Source organism: Ruegeria meonggei (assembly GCF_900172215.1).
Classification (GTDB): Bacteria; Pseudomonadota; Alphaproteobacteria; order Rhodobacterales; family Rhodobacteraceae; genus Ruegeria; species Ruegeria meonggei.
The window spans coordinates 44,137-60,778 of sequence record NZ_FWFP01000012.1 but is presented as its reverse complement, the minus strand read 5'-3'; the positions used below and the strand labels follow the sequence as shown (position 1 = coordinate 60,778).

The following is a 16,642-nucleotide window of genomic DNA, read 5'->3' as shown; positions in this document are numbered from 1 at the left end:
TTCTATCCTGCTCTTTTCATCACGGTATCATCCGCCCATTTACGTGCCAGATGGTCCGTTTGCAGTACGTTATCAAGGGTTATGGGGGCATCAATAAGGCTGTCTGCGCCCTCAAATCTGTTCAAAACAGTCTCAACAATTTCAGCCATTTCCAGAAAGCCGACCTTGCGGGCGATAAAGTGATCAAGCGCGCGCTCTTTGGCGGCATTGAAGACCGCTCCGGACAGGCCGCCGCGCTCCATCACGTTTCGGGCCAGGCGCAGCGCCGGATAGCGCGCCTCGTCCGGGTCTTGAAACCGAAGCTGGCCGAGTTTTGCCAAATTCAGGCGTTCGATCGGCAGGTCGCGGCGTTCAGGCCAATGCAGGGCATAACCGATCGCGTGGCGCATATCTGGCGCGCCCATATGCGCCATGACCGCACCGTCCCTGAACCCGACCAGCGAGTGCACGATGGACTCCGGATGAACAAGGACTTCGATCTGATCCGCGGCGACACCAAAGAACTCTTTGGTTTCAATCAACTCCAGTGCCTTGTTGAACATCGACGCGCTGTCGATAGTGATCCTTTGACCCATGTTCCAGTTTGGGTGGCTTGAGGCTTGTTCAACTGTGGCGCTGGCCAGATCACCTAGCGGCCAGTCGCGAAACGCTCCGCCGCTGGCGGTAATGATGATACGCTCAACCGCATCAATATCCTCGCCCACCAGTGCCTGAAACACGGCGGAATGCTCACTGTCGACCGGCAACAGCTGGGCGTTGTGCTTGCGGGCTGTACCCAGCACCAGCGCCCCCGCACAAACCAGCGTTTCTTTGTTCGCCAGCGCCAGGGTCGCACCCTGTTTCAAGGCCTCTAGCCCGGGCGGCAGACCCGCTGCACCTACGATGGCGGACATTACCCAATCTGCCGGGCGGGCCGCAGCCTCAGTCAGGGCCGCCTGCCCGGCGGCAACCTCAACCCCGGTGCCGGTCAGAGCGGACCGCAGATCCTCCAGCCGATCTTCATGCGCGGTGACAGCGACATCTGCGCTCAGGCGTCGGGCATCGTCGGCCAGTTGTTCAATATTCGCACCACCTGTCAGCGCTACTACGTCATAGGCCGAGGGGTTCCGGCTGATCAGATCAATGGTGTTTTGCCCAATCGAACCGGTCGCGCCAAAAATCGAAACCTTGCGCATCACATGGCCCCGGGAGAATAGAAAAGCCCAGCAATCAAGACAAACAGGGCCGCTCCCATCATCCCGTCAAACCGATCCAGAAAACCACCATGCCCCGGTATCAGGTTCGAGCTGTCCTTGACGCAAAATTTACGCTTGGTCGCGCTTTCAACGATGTCACCCGCCTGGCTGGCCATTGAGGCCATCACAGAGATCACAACAAACATGACTCCAAACCCAGCGCTATAGGCGAATACGATCCCTACGAGAGCGGCTGCGGCCCATCCCCCGGCAGTTCCAGACCAGGTTTTCTTGGGGCTGACCTGGGGCCAGAACTTGGGTCCACCAAAGGTTTTACCCACGAAATACCCGGCCACATCCGTTGCTACAACAACCGTGATCAGCCACACCATCCAGCCAAAACCCATGTTCTCACGGATCGAGATAAAGCCAAGCCCGGCGGCGGCAATCCAGATGGCAAACAGCGCATAGGTCCCTTTGGACCGGCTGACCTGCCCTGCCCCGACCAAAGCCGGAGCCAGCAGGAACGGCAATTTGTAAAGCGGCGGCAAATGATAGCTGAGGATCACGGCAACCCCTGTGAGGACCCCAAGCTGAATGGCAGTTCCACGGCTGCCCGGGTCGATCATCCGGACCAACTCCCAGGTCATCAGCCCACAGGCAATGGCGATGAAGGTCTCAAACCAGAACCCGCCCAGCCAAACCTCGACCGAGCCAATGGCAACCAGCACGACGGCGGAAAGAACCCGCGCAGTCAGGTCGGACCATCGGCCGTCGCTCATGCCAGAACTGCCCCGAAACGGCGATCCCGAGTGCCGAAGTTACGGCACAGCCGTTCCAGTTCTGCCGCGGTGAAATCCGGCCAGAGCGTATCGATGAATTCGTATTCCGAATAGGCAGATTGCCACAGAAGGAAATTCGAGATGCGTGCCTCGCCACTTGTCCTGATCACCAGATCCGGATCGGGAAGAACACACGTATCCAGGTACCGGGTCAAAGTTTCTTCATCTACATCTTCGGGGCAAAGATGCCCCTTGGCCACATCCCGTGCCAAACGTTTGGTGGCCCGCGCGACTTCGTCCCGACCACCATAGTTCAGCGCGATGGTCAGGTGAATCAGATCGTTATCTTTGGTTTGCTCTTCCAGCGCGTCCATCAAACCGGTCAACTTGGAATCAAGGCGTACCCGATCGCCGATAAAGCGTACTCGAACCCCGTTTTCCTTCAGAGTTCGGGTTTCCTTGATGATGTACCGCCGAAACAGGCTCATAAGACCTGCGACCTCGGCCTGCGTGCGTTTCCAGTTCTCGGTCGAAAACGCAAACACCGTTAGATACTTTATTCCAAGCCCCGGGCACGCTTCGACGACCTCCCGCACGCGTCGCGCACCGGCGTGGTGACCGAACAGTCTTGGCCTGCCGCGCGCCTGCGCCCAGCGACCGTTGCCATCCATAATGATAGCGACATGGCGCGGCCCGGCATCGGGCGCAGTATGCGGAGAGTTGAGCATATTCTGGTTTCAGACCTGCATAATCTCGGCCTGCTTGGTCTCAAGCGCGGCGTCTACGGCCTTGATCATCGTATCGGTCAAATCCTGAACTTCGCTTTCCCAGAATTTCTGGTCGTCTTCGGACATACCGTCTGATTTGGCCTTTTTGATCTGATCCATACCGTCGCGACGCACATTACGGACCGAGACCCGAGCGTTCTCGGCATATTGACCAGCAACCTTGGTCAACTCGCGGCGGCGCTCTTCGTTCAGTTCCGGGATTGGCAGCATGATGATGGTGCCATTCAGCTGTGGATTGATACCCAGACCGCTTTCGCGGATCGCTTTTTCAACCTTACCAACCAGGCCCTTGTCCCAGACATTGATCGTGACCATGCGTGGTTCCGGCACGTTGACCGTTCCCACTTGGTTAATCGGCGTCATCGACCCGTAGGCATCCACCATGACGGGCTCGAGCATCGAGGCCGACGCACGACCGGTCCGAAGCGAGGCGAATTCGGTTTTGAGATTGGCCATTGCGCCGTCCATGCGCCGTTTCAGATCATCGGTATCCAGTTCGAAATCGTCAGACATTCTGCTCACTCCCCGTCTTCAGGTACTGTTTGCATGGCTCATAAGCCATCGCAATTGGGATGTATAGCAATGATGATGCGGAAATGCGCCATTGACCAGAGGTGTTTCCGGCATTTTTTGGACGATTCCAAGACCACAAAGACCGGCCAGTGCACAGGCAGGCCGGCCCCATGGAAATCATGTGGATCAGGCGTTTACGTCCACTACCACACGGCCTTTGACCTGACCTTTCAGGATATCGGCCCCCAATTGGGGCAGATCACCCAGCGTTGCGGGGTGCACCATGGCGTCCAACTTTTCCATCGGCAAATCCGTGGCGATACGTTGCCAGGCCCGGAGGCGGTTGTCATAGGGTTGCATCACACTGTCGATACCCAACAGATTGACCCCGCGCAGCAGGAACGGGATAACCGTCGCAGGCAGGCCCGCGCCACCAGCCAGACCTACGGCCGCGACAGACGCTCCGTATTTCATCTGACCCAGTACGCGCGCCAGCATCTCTCCGCCAACGGCATCCACACATCCGGCCCAGGATTCGCTTTCCAGCGGGCGTTTGGTGGTTTCATTCAGTTCCTCTCGGGGCACAATTGTCGTCGCCCCAAGAGATTTCAGGTAGTCACCCGTCTCAGGGCGCCCAGTGACGGCGGCAACCTCGTAGCCCAGATTAGCCAGAATAGCCGTGGCAACCGATCCAACCCCACCCGCGGCCCCGGTCACCAGAACCGGCCCGTGCCCGGGCGTCATCCCGTGATCTTCCAGCGCCATAACGGCCAACATCGCGGTAAAACCTGCGGTCCCCACGGCCATCGCCTGACGGGAGCTCAGACCCTCGGGCAGAGGCACCAACCAATCGGCCCGCGCATTCGCTTTTTGCGTGTACCCGCCCCAATGCGCCTCACCCACGCGCCAGCCGGTCAAAACCACTTTGTCGCCGGGCTTATAGCGATCATCCGAGGACGCCTCGACCGTTCCAGCATAATCGATGCCGGGGATATGCGGATAGGTGCGGACCAGACCACCCCCCTTTGGTGACAGGCATAGCCCGTCTTTGTAGTTCACCGTTGAATACTCAACAGCCACTGTGACCTCGCCCTGAGGCAGATCCTCAAGTGACAACTGCTTCACCGACGCGCTGGCCAGGCCGCCGTCTTCGTCTTTGTCCATCACCAATGCATTGAACATCTGATCATTCCTTTCACTTTCAATTCACCAGGCCGCAAACTTCACCTGGCAAAAAATATCCCGGGGGAGTTGCGCAGCAACGGGGGCAGAGCCCCCGAGCCCTTTAAATCCAGAACGCCTCTCTGACTGTGGCGCGGCGCGTGCCGTCCGGGGCTTCGACCTCAACCTCCGCGCCCGCATCCCAATGGCTGAGCCGCATCATCCCGATCGCAACGTTGCTTTCAAAGTCCGGGGACCACGCAGCCGAGGTGACCTGCCCGACCCGCTTACCGCCAGCATACACTGCCCAGGGGCGATCACAGGGGGGAACCTCATCTCCGTGGATTGTGATTGGGCGTATCTGCTGAACCGGCCCCTCTTTGGCCACGCGCAACAGCGCGTCCCGACCGATGCAGCCAATCGCCGTGTGCGTGTTGCAGAATTTGCCCAGCCCACATTCATGAGGCGTATTGTAATCGGTCATGTCATTGCCATAAGACAGCAATCCGCCCTCGATCCGCTCAATCAGGTTGGGACAACCGGCGCGCACCTGCAGATCTTCGCCAGCCGCAAACAAAGCGTTCCACAGCGACATTCCAATGTCGGATCCCTCGACATAAATCTCGAACCCGCCCTGTTTGGAATACCCAGAACGGGCCACCGCCAGATCACGACCTTCAAATTCGAACATGTCGAACTTGAAAAAACGGATATCGCGGACACGGTCCCCAAAGACACGTGCCATCAACTCGTCTGCTTTGGGCCCCTGAATGGCTAACGGCGAAACATCCGGTTCATCGACCAGCACATCCAGACGGTATCCGTTGGCGATGCCCTTGACCCACAACAACAGGTCACTGTCAGCAATCGATATCCACCACCGATCCTCGGCCAACTTCACCGCCACCGGATCATTCAGCATGCCGCCGGTTTCATCCACGATGGGCACGTAATAACACTGTCCGGGCAACATGCCCCGCAAATCGCGCGGGGTCAGCATCTGCATCAATCGGGCCGCGTCTGGGCCGCGCAGCTCAACCTGCCGCTCGCAGGAGACGTCCCAGACCTGAACATGGGATTTCAGATGTCGGTAATCTGCCTGCACGCTTTCAAACACAGTCGGCAAGAGCATTCGGTTATAGACAGTGAACCCTTTGACACCAGCCGCCTCGACCCCTTCAGAAAAAGGCGTGCGGCGCAAGCGACGGGACAATGAAATCTGAGCCACTTAGACCTCCTCTGGCAGAAAGACCAGATCACTGACGGGGGCGGCTGATCTGGTTTCGGTCAGCATTTGATGCAATTGTCCCCGGTGATGTGTCTGGTGGTTAAAAAAATGAATGACACATTGCGCATAAGGCTTTGTGACATCTTCATTTTTAGCCGCTGAAAACCAGGTGAATGGCCCGGTCAACACCCCGTCTGGCAAAGCGGTTGCCCACTCGGTGATGCGCTGATCCACCGTGTCGCGCAGAGGCAACCATTCCGACAGGTCCGCGCACAGAGATTTGCTGGCTGGGATGCCGCCGCCAGGACCCTGCCCATTGTCAAAGCGCGACATCCAGATCCAGTCGCCCCATAACAGGTGATTTGCGGTCCCCATGATCGAGCCAAAGAAGGCCCCCCGTTCGCAGGTTAGCTCCTCGGGTGACAATGCCACAAGAAACTCTTTCAACTGGCTGTTTTGCCAGTGATTATACCGCGCCATCTCTTGGGCGAAACTGGCTGTGATCATCACTTTTGCCCATGCCAGTCGATGGGGCAAATCTCTGCCGATTTGCCGCCAAAATCCCAGACTCGGCCGTAATCACGCACCTTGGATTTTGTACCGCGGGCTACGATGATATCTGGCCCCATCCAGTATTTCGAGTTCGACACCATTACCGGGTTTTCAGGGTTGGAACCGGCCAGCATTTCAATTTCGCCCTGGATTTTACGTCCGATGGTGATGCGGCGTTTGGTGCCGTCCCGCTCGATCTGAACCGGTGCGCGCTCGGCACCGATGATTTCGCTGACCAGCATGGTGAACAGGCTTGTTGTCCCCCCGGCCTGACCGCTGAAAATCTGCAGAAGACCGTCATAGGCTGCGTCCGTGGCCCGTTCGTCGACATAGGCCGCGACCTTCCACTGACCCTCTCCCATGCGACCCGGGATATCGACCAGAAGCCCGACATTCATGCCCGAGATGTCTTCGCCTTCATAATGCCCTTCATCAATGACGATCCCCATCCATGCGTGGCAATGCCCCTCGGTCGGAGGGTGCGCCCCCAGAGAGACCACACAAGGGCAAAACAGTTCACACGAGCAGTTCAGAATCAACTCACCCTTGATGGACCAATCTGCGGGAGTAATTTCCATGTTAGCCATAAGCTTATCCTCCGAAAGCTAAGGGGTAGACGAGCAAAAAAAGCCCGCCTGCGATCAATGCAAATCCCAGCGGGCGCGTGATAGCGTGCCCGATCTGGGGTAGTTTTTCCAACACCATGAAAAAGGTCGCTGCGCCCATCCACAACAGGCTCATGACACCGCCGACAAAGCCAAGAGCCATGAACCCCCAGCAGCAGCCGACACAGAAGGTGCCAAGCCCAAGGCCCATCCGCAGCCCGCCTGCGAAACCGGTTTTCCAATGGCCCAGAAAATAGGACATGGGTGAATGACAGACGCCGTGACACACTTCTTTAACGCGGGTGAACTGGAATGCGCCGACGATAATCAACAGACCGCCCGACAGGTAGGTTGATTTGGCAATACCCAGCATATCCACAACGCCGCCAAAAAGCAGGATCAGTTGCACACCTGTAATCAGCGCTGCGAAGCCTACCCACACGATGAAATACCCGGTCAGAACGCCGATCCACCCTGCCCGCGTGCCATTGGCGCTGCGGATCAGGTCATCATAGCTGCGCAGGGTTGGCACCAGAGTAGGCAACATCATGGCCGCCATCATGATCGCCCACATCCAGAACAACGGGCCAAACTCAGCCATCGGCATGTACATGTCCATGCGGGGGTCCATGGCGCGCATGGCCTCGCCCATCGGACCGGGGCGGCCGACCCAGTCCAGATCCATATCGCGGCTCATGGTGAACATCATCCACCACGACCACAGGATCAGGGCGTAGAATCCCAACCAGAATCCGTTGCGGAGAACTGTGCGACTCACTTCTTCCTCCCGACTCAGTTCTTGCAATTCAAATGTCAGACTTTTAAATGTCAGACAAATGAAAATTACCTACGGCTCCCGGAAAATGAAAATCGACCCCCAGAAACCTGCGGATTTATCAGCCCAAATCGCTCAGGCCATTCGGGATGCAATCGTCTCGGGCAAATTGATCGTGGATGAGAGATTGCCGTCCGAGGCGGAACTGTCTGATCAGTTCAACGTTTCCCGGCCCACCGTGCGCGAAGCGCTGAAACGCCTTGCTGCACAATCGCTTATACGCACGCAACGGGGCGCGACGGGCGGTGCATTTGTCAATCGGCTGGGGTTTGAAGATGCCTATACCCAGCAGATCACCACCTCGACGCTGCTTTTGTCGATGAATGCGGTCAGCTTCGATACCGCGTGCGAGGCGCGCTATGCGTTGGAACGGGCCTGCGCACCGCTGTCGGCCCACCGCCGGACCGCCGATCAACTGGCCACCATGCGCGCCGAGATTTTTCGCCAAGCCCAGCCTGGCCTGACGGATGAGGCTTTCTGCGCTTCGGACGTCGCCTTCCATCGCGCGCTTGTCGACGGTGCGGGCAACCCGGTTCTGTCTTATCAACTCGCCGGTGCAGTTGAGGCGATGCAGCCCTTGATGAACATGATCACTTTCACCGCCCGGTCCCGCGAAGAAATCATCGTTCTGCATACCCAAATCGCGGATGCGCTGGAAAACCGTGACGGTGACAGAGTGGACGCAACACTTGTAAAGCTTGAAAACTACACGCGTAAACTGGCGCAGGATGTCGCCCAACAGCGACGCAAACCCGCGTGATGAGGTGTCGATGATCACTGCCCTGAACATAGCTGCTGCCATCCTGACCATCGTCTTTGGTCTGTTCGGATTTCTGGCCCCAGCCTGGACGGCCACCTCATTGGATCTGGCCCCAACCACCAGCAATATGGGCCTAAGTGAGATGCGTGCGTCAGTCGGCGGGTTGTTCGTAGTCACCGGGGTGGCCGTTTTGTGGCTGAACAACCCCATGGCCTATGCAATGCTGGGCGTGGTTTACGCAGGCGCCGCCCTTGGCCGGTTTGTGTCGGTTGTTTTGGACAACCCACCTTTGGCCAAGGCGCTGATATTTGGTGGAATCGAACTGGTTCTTGCTCTGTGGTTGATTTTGGCGAACATCAACAAATCTGCGTAAGATATTGTTTTATAACCGACCGGGGTGAGAAATTCCCGGTTTGCATCCAGCTTCATGCTCACCTATATAGGGTATGTCCTTCGGGACTATGGACATAAACGCGCTCGTAATAAGCGGATCGGACCCGGGGGCGGTACCCGGCGGCTCCACCATATACCTTCTGGAGGTATCCTTCATTTGAGGATTTCGTCAGAATCGGGGGGCCGAAATAGGATCGACGAACGTCTAAAGGGGTTAGCTTTGTTTCGGCGGGGTGCCACCGTACCGGCCCAAAAAGTACAATTGCAAATGACAATCGTGCTCCGGTTGCAGTTGCTGCGTAAGCAGTAGCAAGACCGAAACTTAAGCCCTTGCGCCTAGCCGCGTAAGGCGGGGTTCGCAGGTACCTGGCAACAGAAACCTGCATTTCCACCCAAATGTTTGCTGTATTCCCAACGTCTTGTTCACGTTCAGAGTTTTTTCATTCTTTCGTCTCATGCTGACGGCGACAGGAAAAGGAGAGCTGGGATGGCACACGCGGATTTACTCAGGGACTGGTATGCCGAGGTCTGGGAAAAGGGAGATACCGACGCAATCGACCAGTATTTTGCGCCAGACACGATGGCCGAAGGAATAATCCCGGAAATGCAGGTTGGCGCCGATGAATTCCGCGATCTTGTCATGGCGTTTCGGCATGTCCTTGGAGAGATTCATGTGGAACTGCCCAAGGTTATTGAACAGGACGATTGGGTGTCTGCCATTATCAAGGTGAAAACGACCCGTGCGGACAACGGCGCCCCATTGCAGGCCGCTGGCAGCGTTATTGCCCGTGTACGTGATGGGCGCATGGTCGAGGCATATAACCAGTTCGACTTCATCTCTTTGTTCGAACAACTTGGCCAGTTTCCTGAAGACACTCTGCCCGTTTGCATGACAGGTCAAAGGCTGGAATGGGCCTGATGTAATGCCCACGTAATCTTGACCCTCATGGCGCTTGCACGTAAGCAATGGCCATGGGGTAAGATTGCGAACGCCCCGTGAGGCGTCAGCCCAAGTTTCGCATGTATCCGCCTAAACCAGGAGACATGCTATGCCCGCGCCAAACTCAATTACCCCAAAGCAGTTGTTGCGACTGATCGGAACGCCTCAGGCACCGGTTTTGATCGACATATGTCTGGACCCCGACTTTGAAGCTGATCCCTATCTGATCCCTGGATCCAGGCGCCATGCAGCGCAGGACTTTCAGGGCCTTGTCGGTCTGATCGGCGACCGTTCGGCCGTTATCGTTTGCCAAAAAGGCAAAAAGCTCAGTCAGGGCTTGGTCTCATGGCTGCGCAGCGAAGGATGTAACGCCGAGTATCTGGAGGGTGGCATGTACGGTTGGCGTGCCATAACAGATGCGCCGCGTGTCCCCGCCAACGCTTTGCCCGAACGCGTTGAGGGCACGACACTCTGGGTCACGCGTCATCGCCCCAAAATCGATCGTATTGCCTGCCCCTGGCTGATCCGCCGCTTTGTCGATCCCACGGCGCGTTTCCTGTTTGTGGCCCCATCCGAAGTCACCTCGGTTGCCGAGGTTTTTGGCGCCACGCCGTTTGATATCGAAAACACGTTTTGGACCCACCGAGAGGACCACTGCACCTTCGACACCATGCTTGATGAGTTCGCATTGCACACCCCAGCCCTGGACCGTCTCGCCACGGTTGTTCGGGCGGCAGATACCAACCGCCACAACCTTGCGCCCGAGGCGGCAGGGCTGCTGGCCGTGTCGGTAGGCTTGTCCCGGCAATACCGCGACGACCACCAAAACCTTGCGGCAGGGCTGCACCTTTATGATGCGCTTTACCGTTGGGCACGGGACGGGTCCGAGGAAGGGCATGACTGGCCGACGGATCGCAAGGCATGACACCGACACGTTCAGAATTGGTCCGTGTGTTTGGGCGTATTGGCCTGCTTTCCTTCGGAGGCCCCGCCGCCCAAATCTCATTGATGCATCAGGAACTGGTAGAAAAACGCCCCTGGCTGGACGAACAGACATATTTGCGGGCGCTGTCGCTATGCATGCTGTTACCCGGCCCCGAAGCTATGCAATTGGCCACCTATGCAGGTTGGCGACTGCGCGGCGTCACCGGTGGCTTGATCGCCGGTGCCCTGTTTGTCCTGCCCGGTGCCTTTATCATCGCAGCCCTTGTCGGTCTTTATGCGGCGTTTGGTAACCTGCCCTTGGTTCAAGCCGGGTTTCTGGGGGTGAAGGCAACGGTCATTGTCATCGTGCTGCAGGCACTTAGAAACCTGTCGCGCAAGGCGCTTACAGATACGCAGCACAAGGCGATTGCCGGGCTGGGATTCCTGGCCATCTTTGCGCTGAACCTACCGTTCCCGCTGATTATTATGGTCGCGGCAATATGGGGATTTGTCACGTTTCAGGGACAGCCTCAGACCTCAGACATCCCCCAGGCTCCCAAGGTGACGGGCATGATCCGAATGGGTGCCCTGTGGTTGATGTTGTGGCTTGGGCCACTGCTTGCGCTCAACCTATCGGGGCAGAAACTGCTCAGTGATTTGGGATGGTTCTTTGCCCGTTTGGCAGTTGTGACCTTTGGCGGCGCTTATGCCGTGCTGGCCTATATGACCCAGACTGTCGTGGACAAACACCAGTGGATCAGTACCGATCAGATGATAGACGCGTTGGGTCTGGCCGAGACCACGCCCGGCCCCTTGATTCTGGTAACCCAATTTGTCGCCATGCTGACGGGTCAGATATCGGGTGGGGCAACGCTTGCGATAGCTGCTGGTATGGTCGCAATATGGGCAACCTTTGTCCCTTGTTTCCTTTGGATATTTCTGGCGGCCCCTTACCTGGATCAATTGGCGGCGCGCCCTCGTTTGTCTGCGGCATTGCACGGGATCACCGCCGCTGTCGTAGGTGTGATTCTTAACCTGTCCGTTTGGTTTGGTTTGAACGTTCTTTTCGCAGAAGTTCCCAACCAGTCCTGGGGGCCAGTGACCCTACCGTGGCCGGAGCTTACAAGCCTGGACCTGAGGGCTTTGATCCTGACGGTGATCGCTGGCCTATTGATTTTTAAGTTTAAATTTGGAATGGCAACAACTCTGACCGTTGTTGCTGCGATTGGAATGGGATTTCATTTCCTTTGAACAATCACCTGATACCCGGTCTTTCGTTTCCGATGAAAACCTCTATTCTGAGGTTAACCACTTTTGAGGATTACACATGTCGCAAGACATCGATTATGGAAACCTGATGCACACCGCGATGCGCGGGCTGATCAAAACCGTTTTGACCGACGTTTCTGAAAACGGCCTGCCGGGCGCGCATCATTTCTTCATTACCTTTGATACACGTCAGGATGGTGTTGAGCTCGCCGATTGGCTGCGCGAGCGGTATCCTGAAGAAATGACCGTTGTCATGCAGCACTGGTTCGAGAATCTCGAAGTCGGAGATGACGGTTTCGGCATCACGCTGAACTTCGGTGACGCACCCGAGACGCTTTATATTCCGTACGGATCAATCAAGACCTTCGTGGACCCATCCGTCGAATTCGGCTTGCGCTTTGAAAGCCCCGAAGATGAAGACGAGAGCGAAGCCTATGTTGAAGATTCGATTGAGGTCGAAGAGGAAGAAGACCACCAGGACGCCGATGTGGTGTCTCTGGACAGTTTCCGGAAGTAACGCCGTACAGCGGCCTCTATTTCTTTTTCAGAAACGTCTCAACGGAGCGGGATTTTATCCCGTTTCGAAACCTTGAGAAGGACAGGTTCAGTCCGCCGTCGGCCAGTGTGCGGTCAAACTGCTGCAGCTCATAATCGCCTGTCTCACCGATAAAAAGGGAAAACACGGTCAGCGTATCACCTTCGATACGACCCCAGACAAATGGCTCACCCTGCATCGGATCCAGCGGCACCTCATGCCCGAACACGTTGCGCTTCATTGCTGCTGAATAAACGTCGGACCGGTCGGACGGGTTGAAATCAATCGAGAATTTTTGATCCTTGACACGTCCGTCCAACTTGTAGGTCGTCGTTTTCCAGCTGACGTTAAAGCCCTGCCTGTTTTCGTGGATCGACACGCTCATATCGCGTGGGGTTTCGGTTCCGTCACCGTCCACCACGGTTGCGGACCCGACATAATCGCCGACAAAAGCCGAAATGTCTGCCGCAAAGGCTTGAACGGTTGACAAAGCGGTCCAAAATAAAATCCCGAGTGAAAATGCGATGATCTTCAGGGGACGGGTCCTATCAATAATACCCACCTCAACCTCCAATGTGGTGATGCATTGATTGTAACCCAGCCATCCCTGCGCACAATGCCGCTGTGACCGCCTTTCAAAAGAAAAATGACGCACCCCCCGCTTCTATACCTTTGCAGGCCATACGTTTATGGTGTGCGCAACTGGCCGATTGCACGATGACACTGTCACGGGTACACGGCATACGACTGCATACAAGACGGAGTGACCGATGTCTCAGACCCGCACCGAATCCGACAGCTTTGGCCCGTTGGAAGTCCCTGCTGATAAGTACTGGGGCGCCCAGACTCAGCGTTCAATCATGAACTTTCCGATCGGCTGGGAAAAGCAGCCCACAGCCATCGTGCGGGCGCTGGGCGTGATCAAAAAAGCCTGCGCCATGGAAAACAAGGCGATTGGAAAACTGGACGGCAAAATCGCGGACGCAGTCATTCAGGCCGCCGGTGAGGTGATCGATGGCAAGTTCGACGACAACTTTCCGCTGGTTGTTTGGCAGACCGGGTCGGGCACCCAGTCGAACATGAACTCGAACGAGGTCATCGCGAACCGTGCGATTGAGATTCTGGGCGGTGTTATCGGCTCAAAAGACCCAGTGCACCCCAACGATCATTGCAACATGGGGCAATCGTCGAACGACACGTTTCCCACCGCCATGCACATTGCCACCGCAATGAGCGTGAGGGACGTTCTTTTGCCGGGGTTAGAGAAATTCGCTTCGGCCCTGGAGAAGAAGGCCAAGGAATTCGAAGGCATCATCAAGATCGGCCGGACGCATACGCAGGACGCCACCCCGCTGACACTGGAACAGGAATTTGGCGGCTACGCGCATCAGATCCGTCAGGGGATTGAACGGGTTGTGACCTCGATGCCCGGCATCTATGAGCTGGCACAAGGCGGCACTGCTGTTGGCACCGGCCTGAATACACATCACGGATGGGATGAGGCAGTCGCGGCCAACATGGCTGAGATCACCGGCCTGCCCTTCGTTACTGCGCCAAACAAATTTGAAGCGCTGGCCGCTCATGACGCCATGGTCTTCCTGTCTGGTGCCTTGGCGACCATTGCTGGATCTTGCTATAAAATTGCCAATGATATCCGCCTGTTGGGTTCTGGTCCGCGCTCTGGTCTAGGCGAGTTGATCCTGCCGGAAAACGAGCCCGGATCGTCGATCATGCCCGGGAAAGTGAACCCGACGCAGGCCGAAGCACTGACACAGGTCGCCGCCCATGTGATGGGTAATGACGCCGCGATCAAGTTTGCAGGCTCGCAGGGTCATTTCCAGTTGAACGTGTACAACCCGATGATGTCCTACAACCTGCTGCAATCCATTCAATTGCTCGGTGACGCCACCGACAGCTTTACCGAACGTATGTTGCTGGGCATTCAGGCCAACGAACCGCGGATCGACAAGTTGATGAAAGAATCGCTAATGCTGGTGACTGCGCTGGCGCCGACCATTGGCTATGATAACGCCACCAAGGTCGCCAAGACGGCGCATAAGAACGGCACGACCCTCAAAGAAGAGGCAATCGCGTTGGGCTTTGTGGATGAGGAAACCTTTGACGCCGTAGTTCGCCCCGAACATATGATCGGCCCCAAGGACAAATGAGCAAGCCGGTCAACCTGAACCGGTATCGAAAGGAAAAAGCGCGGGCCCAGTCAAAGGCCCGCGCAGACCAAAACGCCGTGAAATTCGGACGGACCAAATCCGAAAAGATTGAGAGTAAATTCGAACGTGACAAGTTTCATCGAGACTTGGATGATCGTGAGTTGGATGAATGAGCAGTCGCCCGGTCAAACGATCCCTGACCCTAAAAGGTCACCGCACTTCGGTCTCGCTTGAGGATGAATTTTGGCTCGCCTTTCGAGAGATCGCGCAGGCGAAAGAAATTCCAATCAATGTGTTAGCGGCAGAAATTGATGTTGCGCGTGATCCCGAAATTGGTCTGGCTTCGGCCATTCGGGTGTTTATTCTGAAGTGGTACAGAACCCCCAACTGATCCCTTGCATCCTTCGCTGACTTACCTGTATCTTTACCGAGAACAAAAAGAGTACAAGTGATGAGCAACACCATTCCCGGGCCAGACGGCCTACCACGATGCGGCTGGTGCAGCTCCGCCCCTGAGTTCTATGACTACCATGATCAGGAATGGGGTTACCCGGTAGCCGACGACCAGAGATTGTTCGAGAAATTGTGCCTCGAAAGCTTTCAGTCCGGACTAAGCTGGCGCACCATTCTGGCCAAGAGAGAGAACTTTAGAAAGACCTTTAATCGGTTTGATTACAATGCGGTAGCCGAGTTTGACGAGGCAGATATTGAACGTCTTTTGCAAGACAAGGGCATTGTACGCCACCGCGGTAAAATCGAAGCCGTGATCAACAACGCTCGCCGCGCACAAGAACTTGTGGCGGCTGAAGGCTCTTTGGCCGCCTATGTTTGGCGGTATGAGGCTGAAACCTCGCCCGAGCCGCAAACAGCGTCCACCTCACCGGAATCCGTGGCTATGTCCAAGGATCTGAAGAAACGCGGCTGGAAATTTGTCGGCCCAACCACCGTGTTTGCGTTCATGCAGGCTATGGGGCTGGTGAACGACCACGCAATCGGGTGCGTCATGCGGGAAAAAGCGGCGCAGTTGCGCCGCGATTTCATCAGACCGGAATTGCGCCACTCAGACCGAAGCGCGGAAGATCTTGTCGATATTGCTGCCCAAAGCGTCATTGAACTCGGCATCTGATTGCTGTTTGGACAGGCCTTCGGTCAAAGCGCGTGAGAAAGATGCGATCATCTTTCCGTTCTGGCTCAGCAGATCACAGGCTTGTTCAGTCGAATAACCACCCGACAGAGCTACAACACGCAGAACACGCGGATGATCCGCCAAGGCGTCGAACAGGTTCGCTTTGTTGGGGATGGTGAGTTTCAGCATCACATCCTGCCCTTCGTCCAGCTGGTCGAGATTCTTCAGAATCTCAGCCTTCAGAATATCTTCCGCTTCGGCTTTGGTGGCCGAGTTGATGTTCACCTCTGGTTCAACAATCGGAATCATTCCGGCAGCGGTCACTTCGCGGGCGACATCAAACTGCTGCGCAACCACGGCGGCGATCCCTTCGGCATTGGCCTCATGGATTACCGAGCGTTCCTTGGTGCCAAAAACACCTTCTGCTTTGGCCAATGTTTCCGCTAGGCCGGGGATCGGTTTCATCACCTGAACACCGTTGGCTTGTTCCTCCAGACCTTTGTCGATCTTCAGAAACGGCACGATGCCTTTGACCGACCACAGGTAATCGGCAACTTTGCGACCGTCGATCTGCTCGCCGAGGGTGCGTTCGAACAGGATCGCACCAATCACTTTGTTCTTTGTGAATTCGTCGGCCAGAATGATCCGGGCGCGCATTTTCTGAATTTCACCGAACATTTCTGCGTCCGAGCTGTAGTCGGATTCTTCAACTCCGTACAAAGCCAACGCCTTGGGCGTCGAACCGCCGCTTTGATCCAGTGCCGCAATGAATCCTGCGCCGTTCGACATTTGCTCGCGCTGTTGTGCTTTGGACATAAGAGTTTCCCGTTCAATAATGATTCCGCGTTTTGCAACCGCATACAGCAAGGCGGAGGGTGATGGTAGTTT

General features: G+C 56.3%; 21 protein-coding genes and 1 other RNA gene. 11 read left to right on the top strand and 11 right to left on the bottom strand.

The window, feature by feature from the left end; genetic code table 11:
- Positions 1-2 precede the first annotated feature (2 nt).
- From dxr to RUM8411_RS17935, 9 genes are all read right to left on the bottom strand, one after another.
- Positions 3-1,175 carry a 1-deoxy-D-xylulose-5-phosphate reductoisomerase gene (dxr, locus tag RUM8411_RS17975; protein WP_085824102.1) on the bottom strand — a complete coding sequence of 391 codons (1,173 nt, stop codon included), beginning with the start codon at positions 1,173-1,175 and terminating at the stop codon, positions 3-5.
- On the bottom strand, positions 1,175-1,957 hold the full coding sequence (locus RUM8411_RS17970; RefSeq protein ID WP_085824101.1) for a phosphatidate cytidylyltransferase: 783 nt from the start codon (positions 1,955-1,957) through the stop codon (positions 1,175-1,177). The genes dxr and RUM8411_RS17970 overlap by 1 nt, the downstream gene beginning before the upstream one ends.
- Complete coding sequence (gene uppS, locus RUM8411_RS17965; RefSeq protein ID WP_085824100.1) at positions 1,954-2,685, bottom strand: undecaprenyl pyrophosphate synthase; 732 nt, start codon at positions 2,683-2,685, stop codon at positions 1,954-1,956. The genes RUM8411_RS17970 and uppS overlap by 4 nt, the downstream gene beginning before the upstream one ends.
- 9 nt (positions 2,686-2,694) lie before the next feature.
- Entirely contained in the window at positions 2,695-3,258 is a 564-nt protein-coding gene (gene frr, locus RUM8411_RS17960; protein WP_085824099.1) for a ribosome recycling factor, read from the bottom strand.
- A 186-nt stretch (positions 3,259-3,444) separates the two neighbouring features.
- Entirely contained in the window at positions 3,445-4,440 is a 996-nt protein-coding gene (acuI, locus tag RUM8411_RS17955) for an acryloyl-CoA reductase (RefSeq protein ID WP_085824098.1), read from the bottom strand.
- A gap of 103 nt (positions 4,441-4,543) precedes the next feature.
- On the bottom strand, positions 4,544-5,647 hold the full coding sequence (locus RUM8411_RS17950; RefSeq protein ID WP_085824097.1) for a dimethylsulfoniopropionate demethylase: 1,104 nt from the start codon (positions 5,645-5,647) through the stop codon (positions 4,544-4,546).
- The gene (locus RUM8411_RS17945) at positions 5,648-6,154 is read right to left on the bottom strand and encodes a DinB family protein (protein WP_085824096.1); all 507 of its coding nucleotides are present in this window, start codon (positions 6,152-6,154) and stop codon (positions 5,648-5,650) included.
- Complete coding sequence (locus RUM8411_RS17940; RefSeq protein ID WP_085824095.1) at positions 6,154-6,786, bottom strand: DUF1326 domain-containing protein; 633 nt, start codon at positions 6,784-6,786, stop codon at positions 6,154-6,156. The genes RUM8411_RS17945 and RUM8411_RS17940 overlap by 1 nt, the downstream gene beginning before the upstream one ends.
- Before the next feature lie 4 nt (positions 6,787-6,790).
- On the bottom strand, positions 6,791-7,582 hold the full coding sequence (locus RUM8411_RS17935) for a DUF2182 domain-containing protein (protein WP_234995287.1): 792 nt from the start codon (positions 7,580-7,582) through the stop codon (positions 6,791-6,793).
- Positions 7,583-7,667: 85 nt separating this feature from the next.
- Here RUM8411_RS17935 and RUM8411_RS17930 point away from each other — a divergent pair, with 85 nt between their 5' ends.
- The 7 genes from RUM8411_RS17930 (at position 7,668) to RUM8411_RS17900 (ending at position 12,442) form a co-directional block, all read left to right on the top strand.
- A complete protein-coding gene (locus RUM8411_RS17930; protein WP_085824094.1) occupies positions 7,668-8,399 on the top strand; it encodes a FadR/GntR family transcriptional regulator in 732 nt (243 codons plus the stop codon).
- A gap of 10 nt (positions 8,400-8,409) precedes the next feature.
- Entirely contained in the window at positions 8,410-8,772 is a 363-nt protein-coding gene (locus RUM8411_RS17925) for a DUF4345 family protein (protein ID WP_085824191.1), read from the top strand.
- Between the two features lie 36 nt (positions 8,773-8,808).
- Positions 8,809-9,179: a transfer-messenger RNA gene (gene ssrA / locus RUM8411_RS17920) on the top strand.
- Between the two features lie 100 nt (positions 9,180-9,279).
- Positions 9,280-9,711, top strand: a complete 432-nt coding sequence (locus RUM8411_RS17915; protein WP_085824093.1) for an ester cyclase — start codon at positions 9,280-9,282, stop codon at positions 9,709-9,711.
- 130 nt (positions 9,712-9,841) lie between these two features.
- Positions 9,842-10,657, top strand: coding sequence for a chromate resistance protein ChrB domain-containing protein (locus RUM8411_RS17910; RefSeq protein ID WP_085824092.1), 816 nt, complete (start codon positions 9,842-9,844; stop codon positions 10,655-10,657).
- A complete protein-coding gene (gene chrA / locus RUM8411_RS17905; protein WP_085824091.1) occupies positions 10,654-11,907 on the top strand; it encodes a chromate efflux transporter in 1,254 nt (417 codons plus the stop codon). The genes RUM8411_RS17910 and chrA overlap by 4 nt, the downstream gene beginning before the upstream one ends.
- Positions 11,908-11,983: 76 nt before the next feature.
- A complete protein-coding gene (locus RUM8411_RS17900) occupies positions 11,984-12,442 on the top strand; it encodes an SspB family protein (RefSeq protein WP_085824090.1) in 459 nt (152 codons plus the stop codon).
- A gap of 16 nt (positions 12,443-12,458) precedes the next feature.
- On the opposite strand, the gene RUM8411_RS17895 is transcribed toward RUM8411_RS17900, so the two are convergent.
- Positions 12,459-13,022 carry a hypothetical protein gene (locus tag RUM8411_RS17895; protein WP_306372902.1) on the bottom strand — a complete coding sequence of 188 codons (564 nt, stop codon included), beginning with the start codon at positions 13,020-13,022 and terminating at the stop codon, positions 12,459-12,461.
- Between the two features lie 208 nt (positions 13,023-13,230).
- Between RUM8411_RS17895 and fumC the strand changes: the two genes are divergently transcribed.
- From fumC to RUM8411_RS17875, 4 genes are read left to right on the top strand one after another with little or no spacing between them, the layout of a single operon-like run.
- The gene (gene fumC / locus RUM8411_RS17890) at positions 13,231-14,628 is read left to right on the top strand and encodes a class II fumarate hydratase (protein ID WP_085824089.1); all 1,398 of its coding nucleotides are present in this window, start codon (positions 13,231-13,233) and stop codon (positions 14,626-14,628) included.
- The gene (locus tag RUM8411_RS17885; RefSeq protein ID WP_085824088.1) at positions 14,625-14,801 is read left to right on the top strand and encodes a DUF4169 family protein; all 177 of its coding nucleotides are present in this window, start codon (positions 14,625-14,627) and stop codon (positions 14,799-14,801) included. Before fumC ends, RUM8411_RS17885 begins: the two co-directional genes overlap by 4 nt.
- Positions 14,798-15,019: a ribbon-helix-helix domain-containing protein gene (locus tag RUM8411_RS17880; RefSeq protein ID WP_085824087.1), complete on the top strand. Its 222-nt coding sequence runs from the start codon at positions 14,798-14,800 to the stop codon at positions 15,017-15,019. Before RUM8411_RS17885 ends, RUM8411_RS17880 begins: the two co-directional genes overlap by 4 nt.
- A 60-nt stretch (positions 15,020-15,079) precedes the next feature.
- Positions 15,080-15,754: a DNA-3-methyladenine glycosylase I gene (locus tag RUM8411_RS17875; RefSeq protein WP_085824086.1), complete on the top strand. Its 675-nt coding sequence runs from the start codon at positions 15,080-15,082 to the stop codon at positions 15,752-15,754.
- Here the strand turns inward: RUM8411_RS17875 and RUM8411_RS17870 are convergent.
- On the bottom strand, positions 15,689-16,570 hold the full coding sequence (locus tag RUM8411_RS17870; RefSeq protein ID WP_085824085.1) for a fructose bisphosphate aldolase: 882 nt from the start codon (positions 16,568-16,570) through the stop codon (positions 15,689-15,691). The two genes, RUM8411_RS17875 and RUM8411_RS17870, sit on opposite strands and share 66 nt — an antisense overlap.
- Positions 16,571-16,642 lie beyond the last annotated feature (72 nt).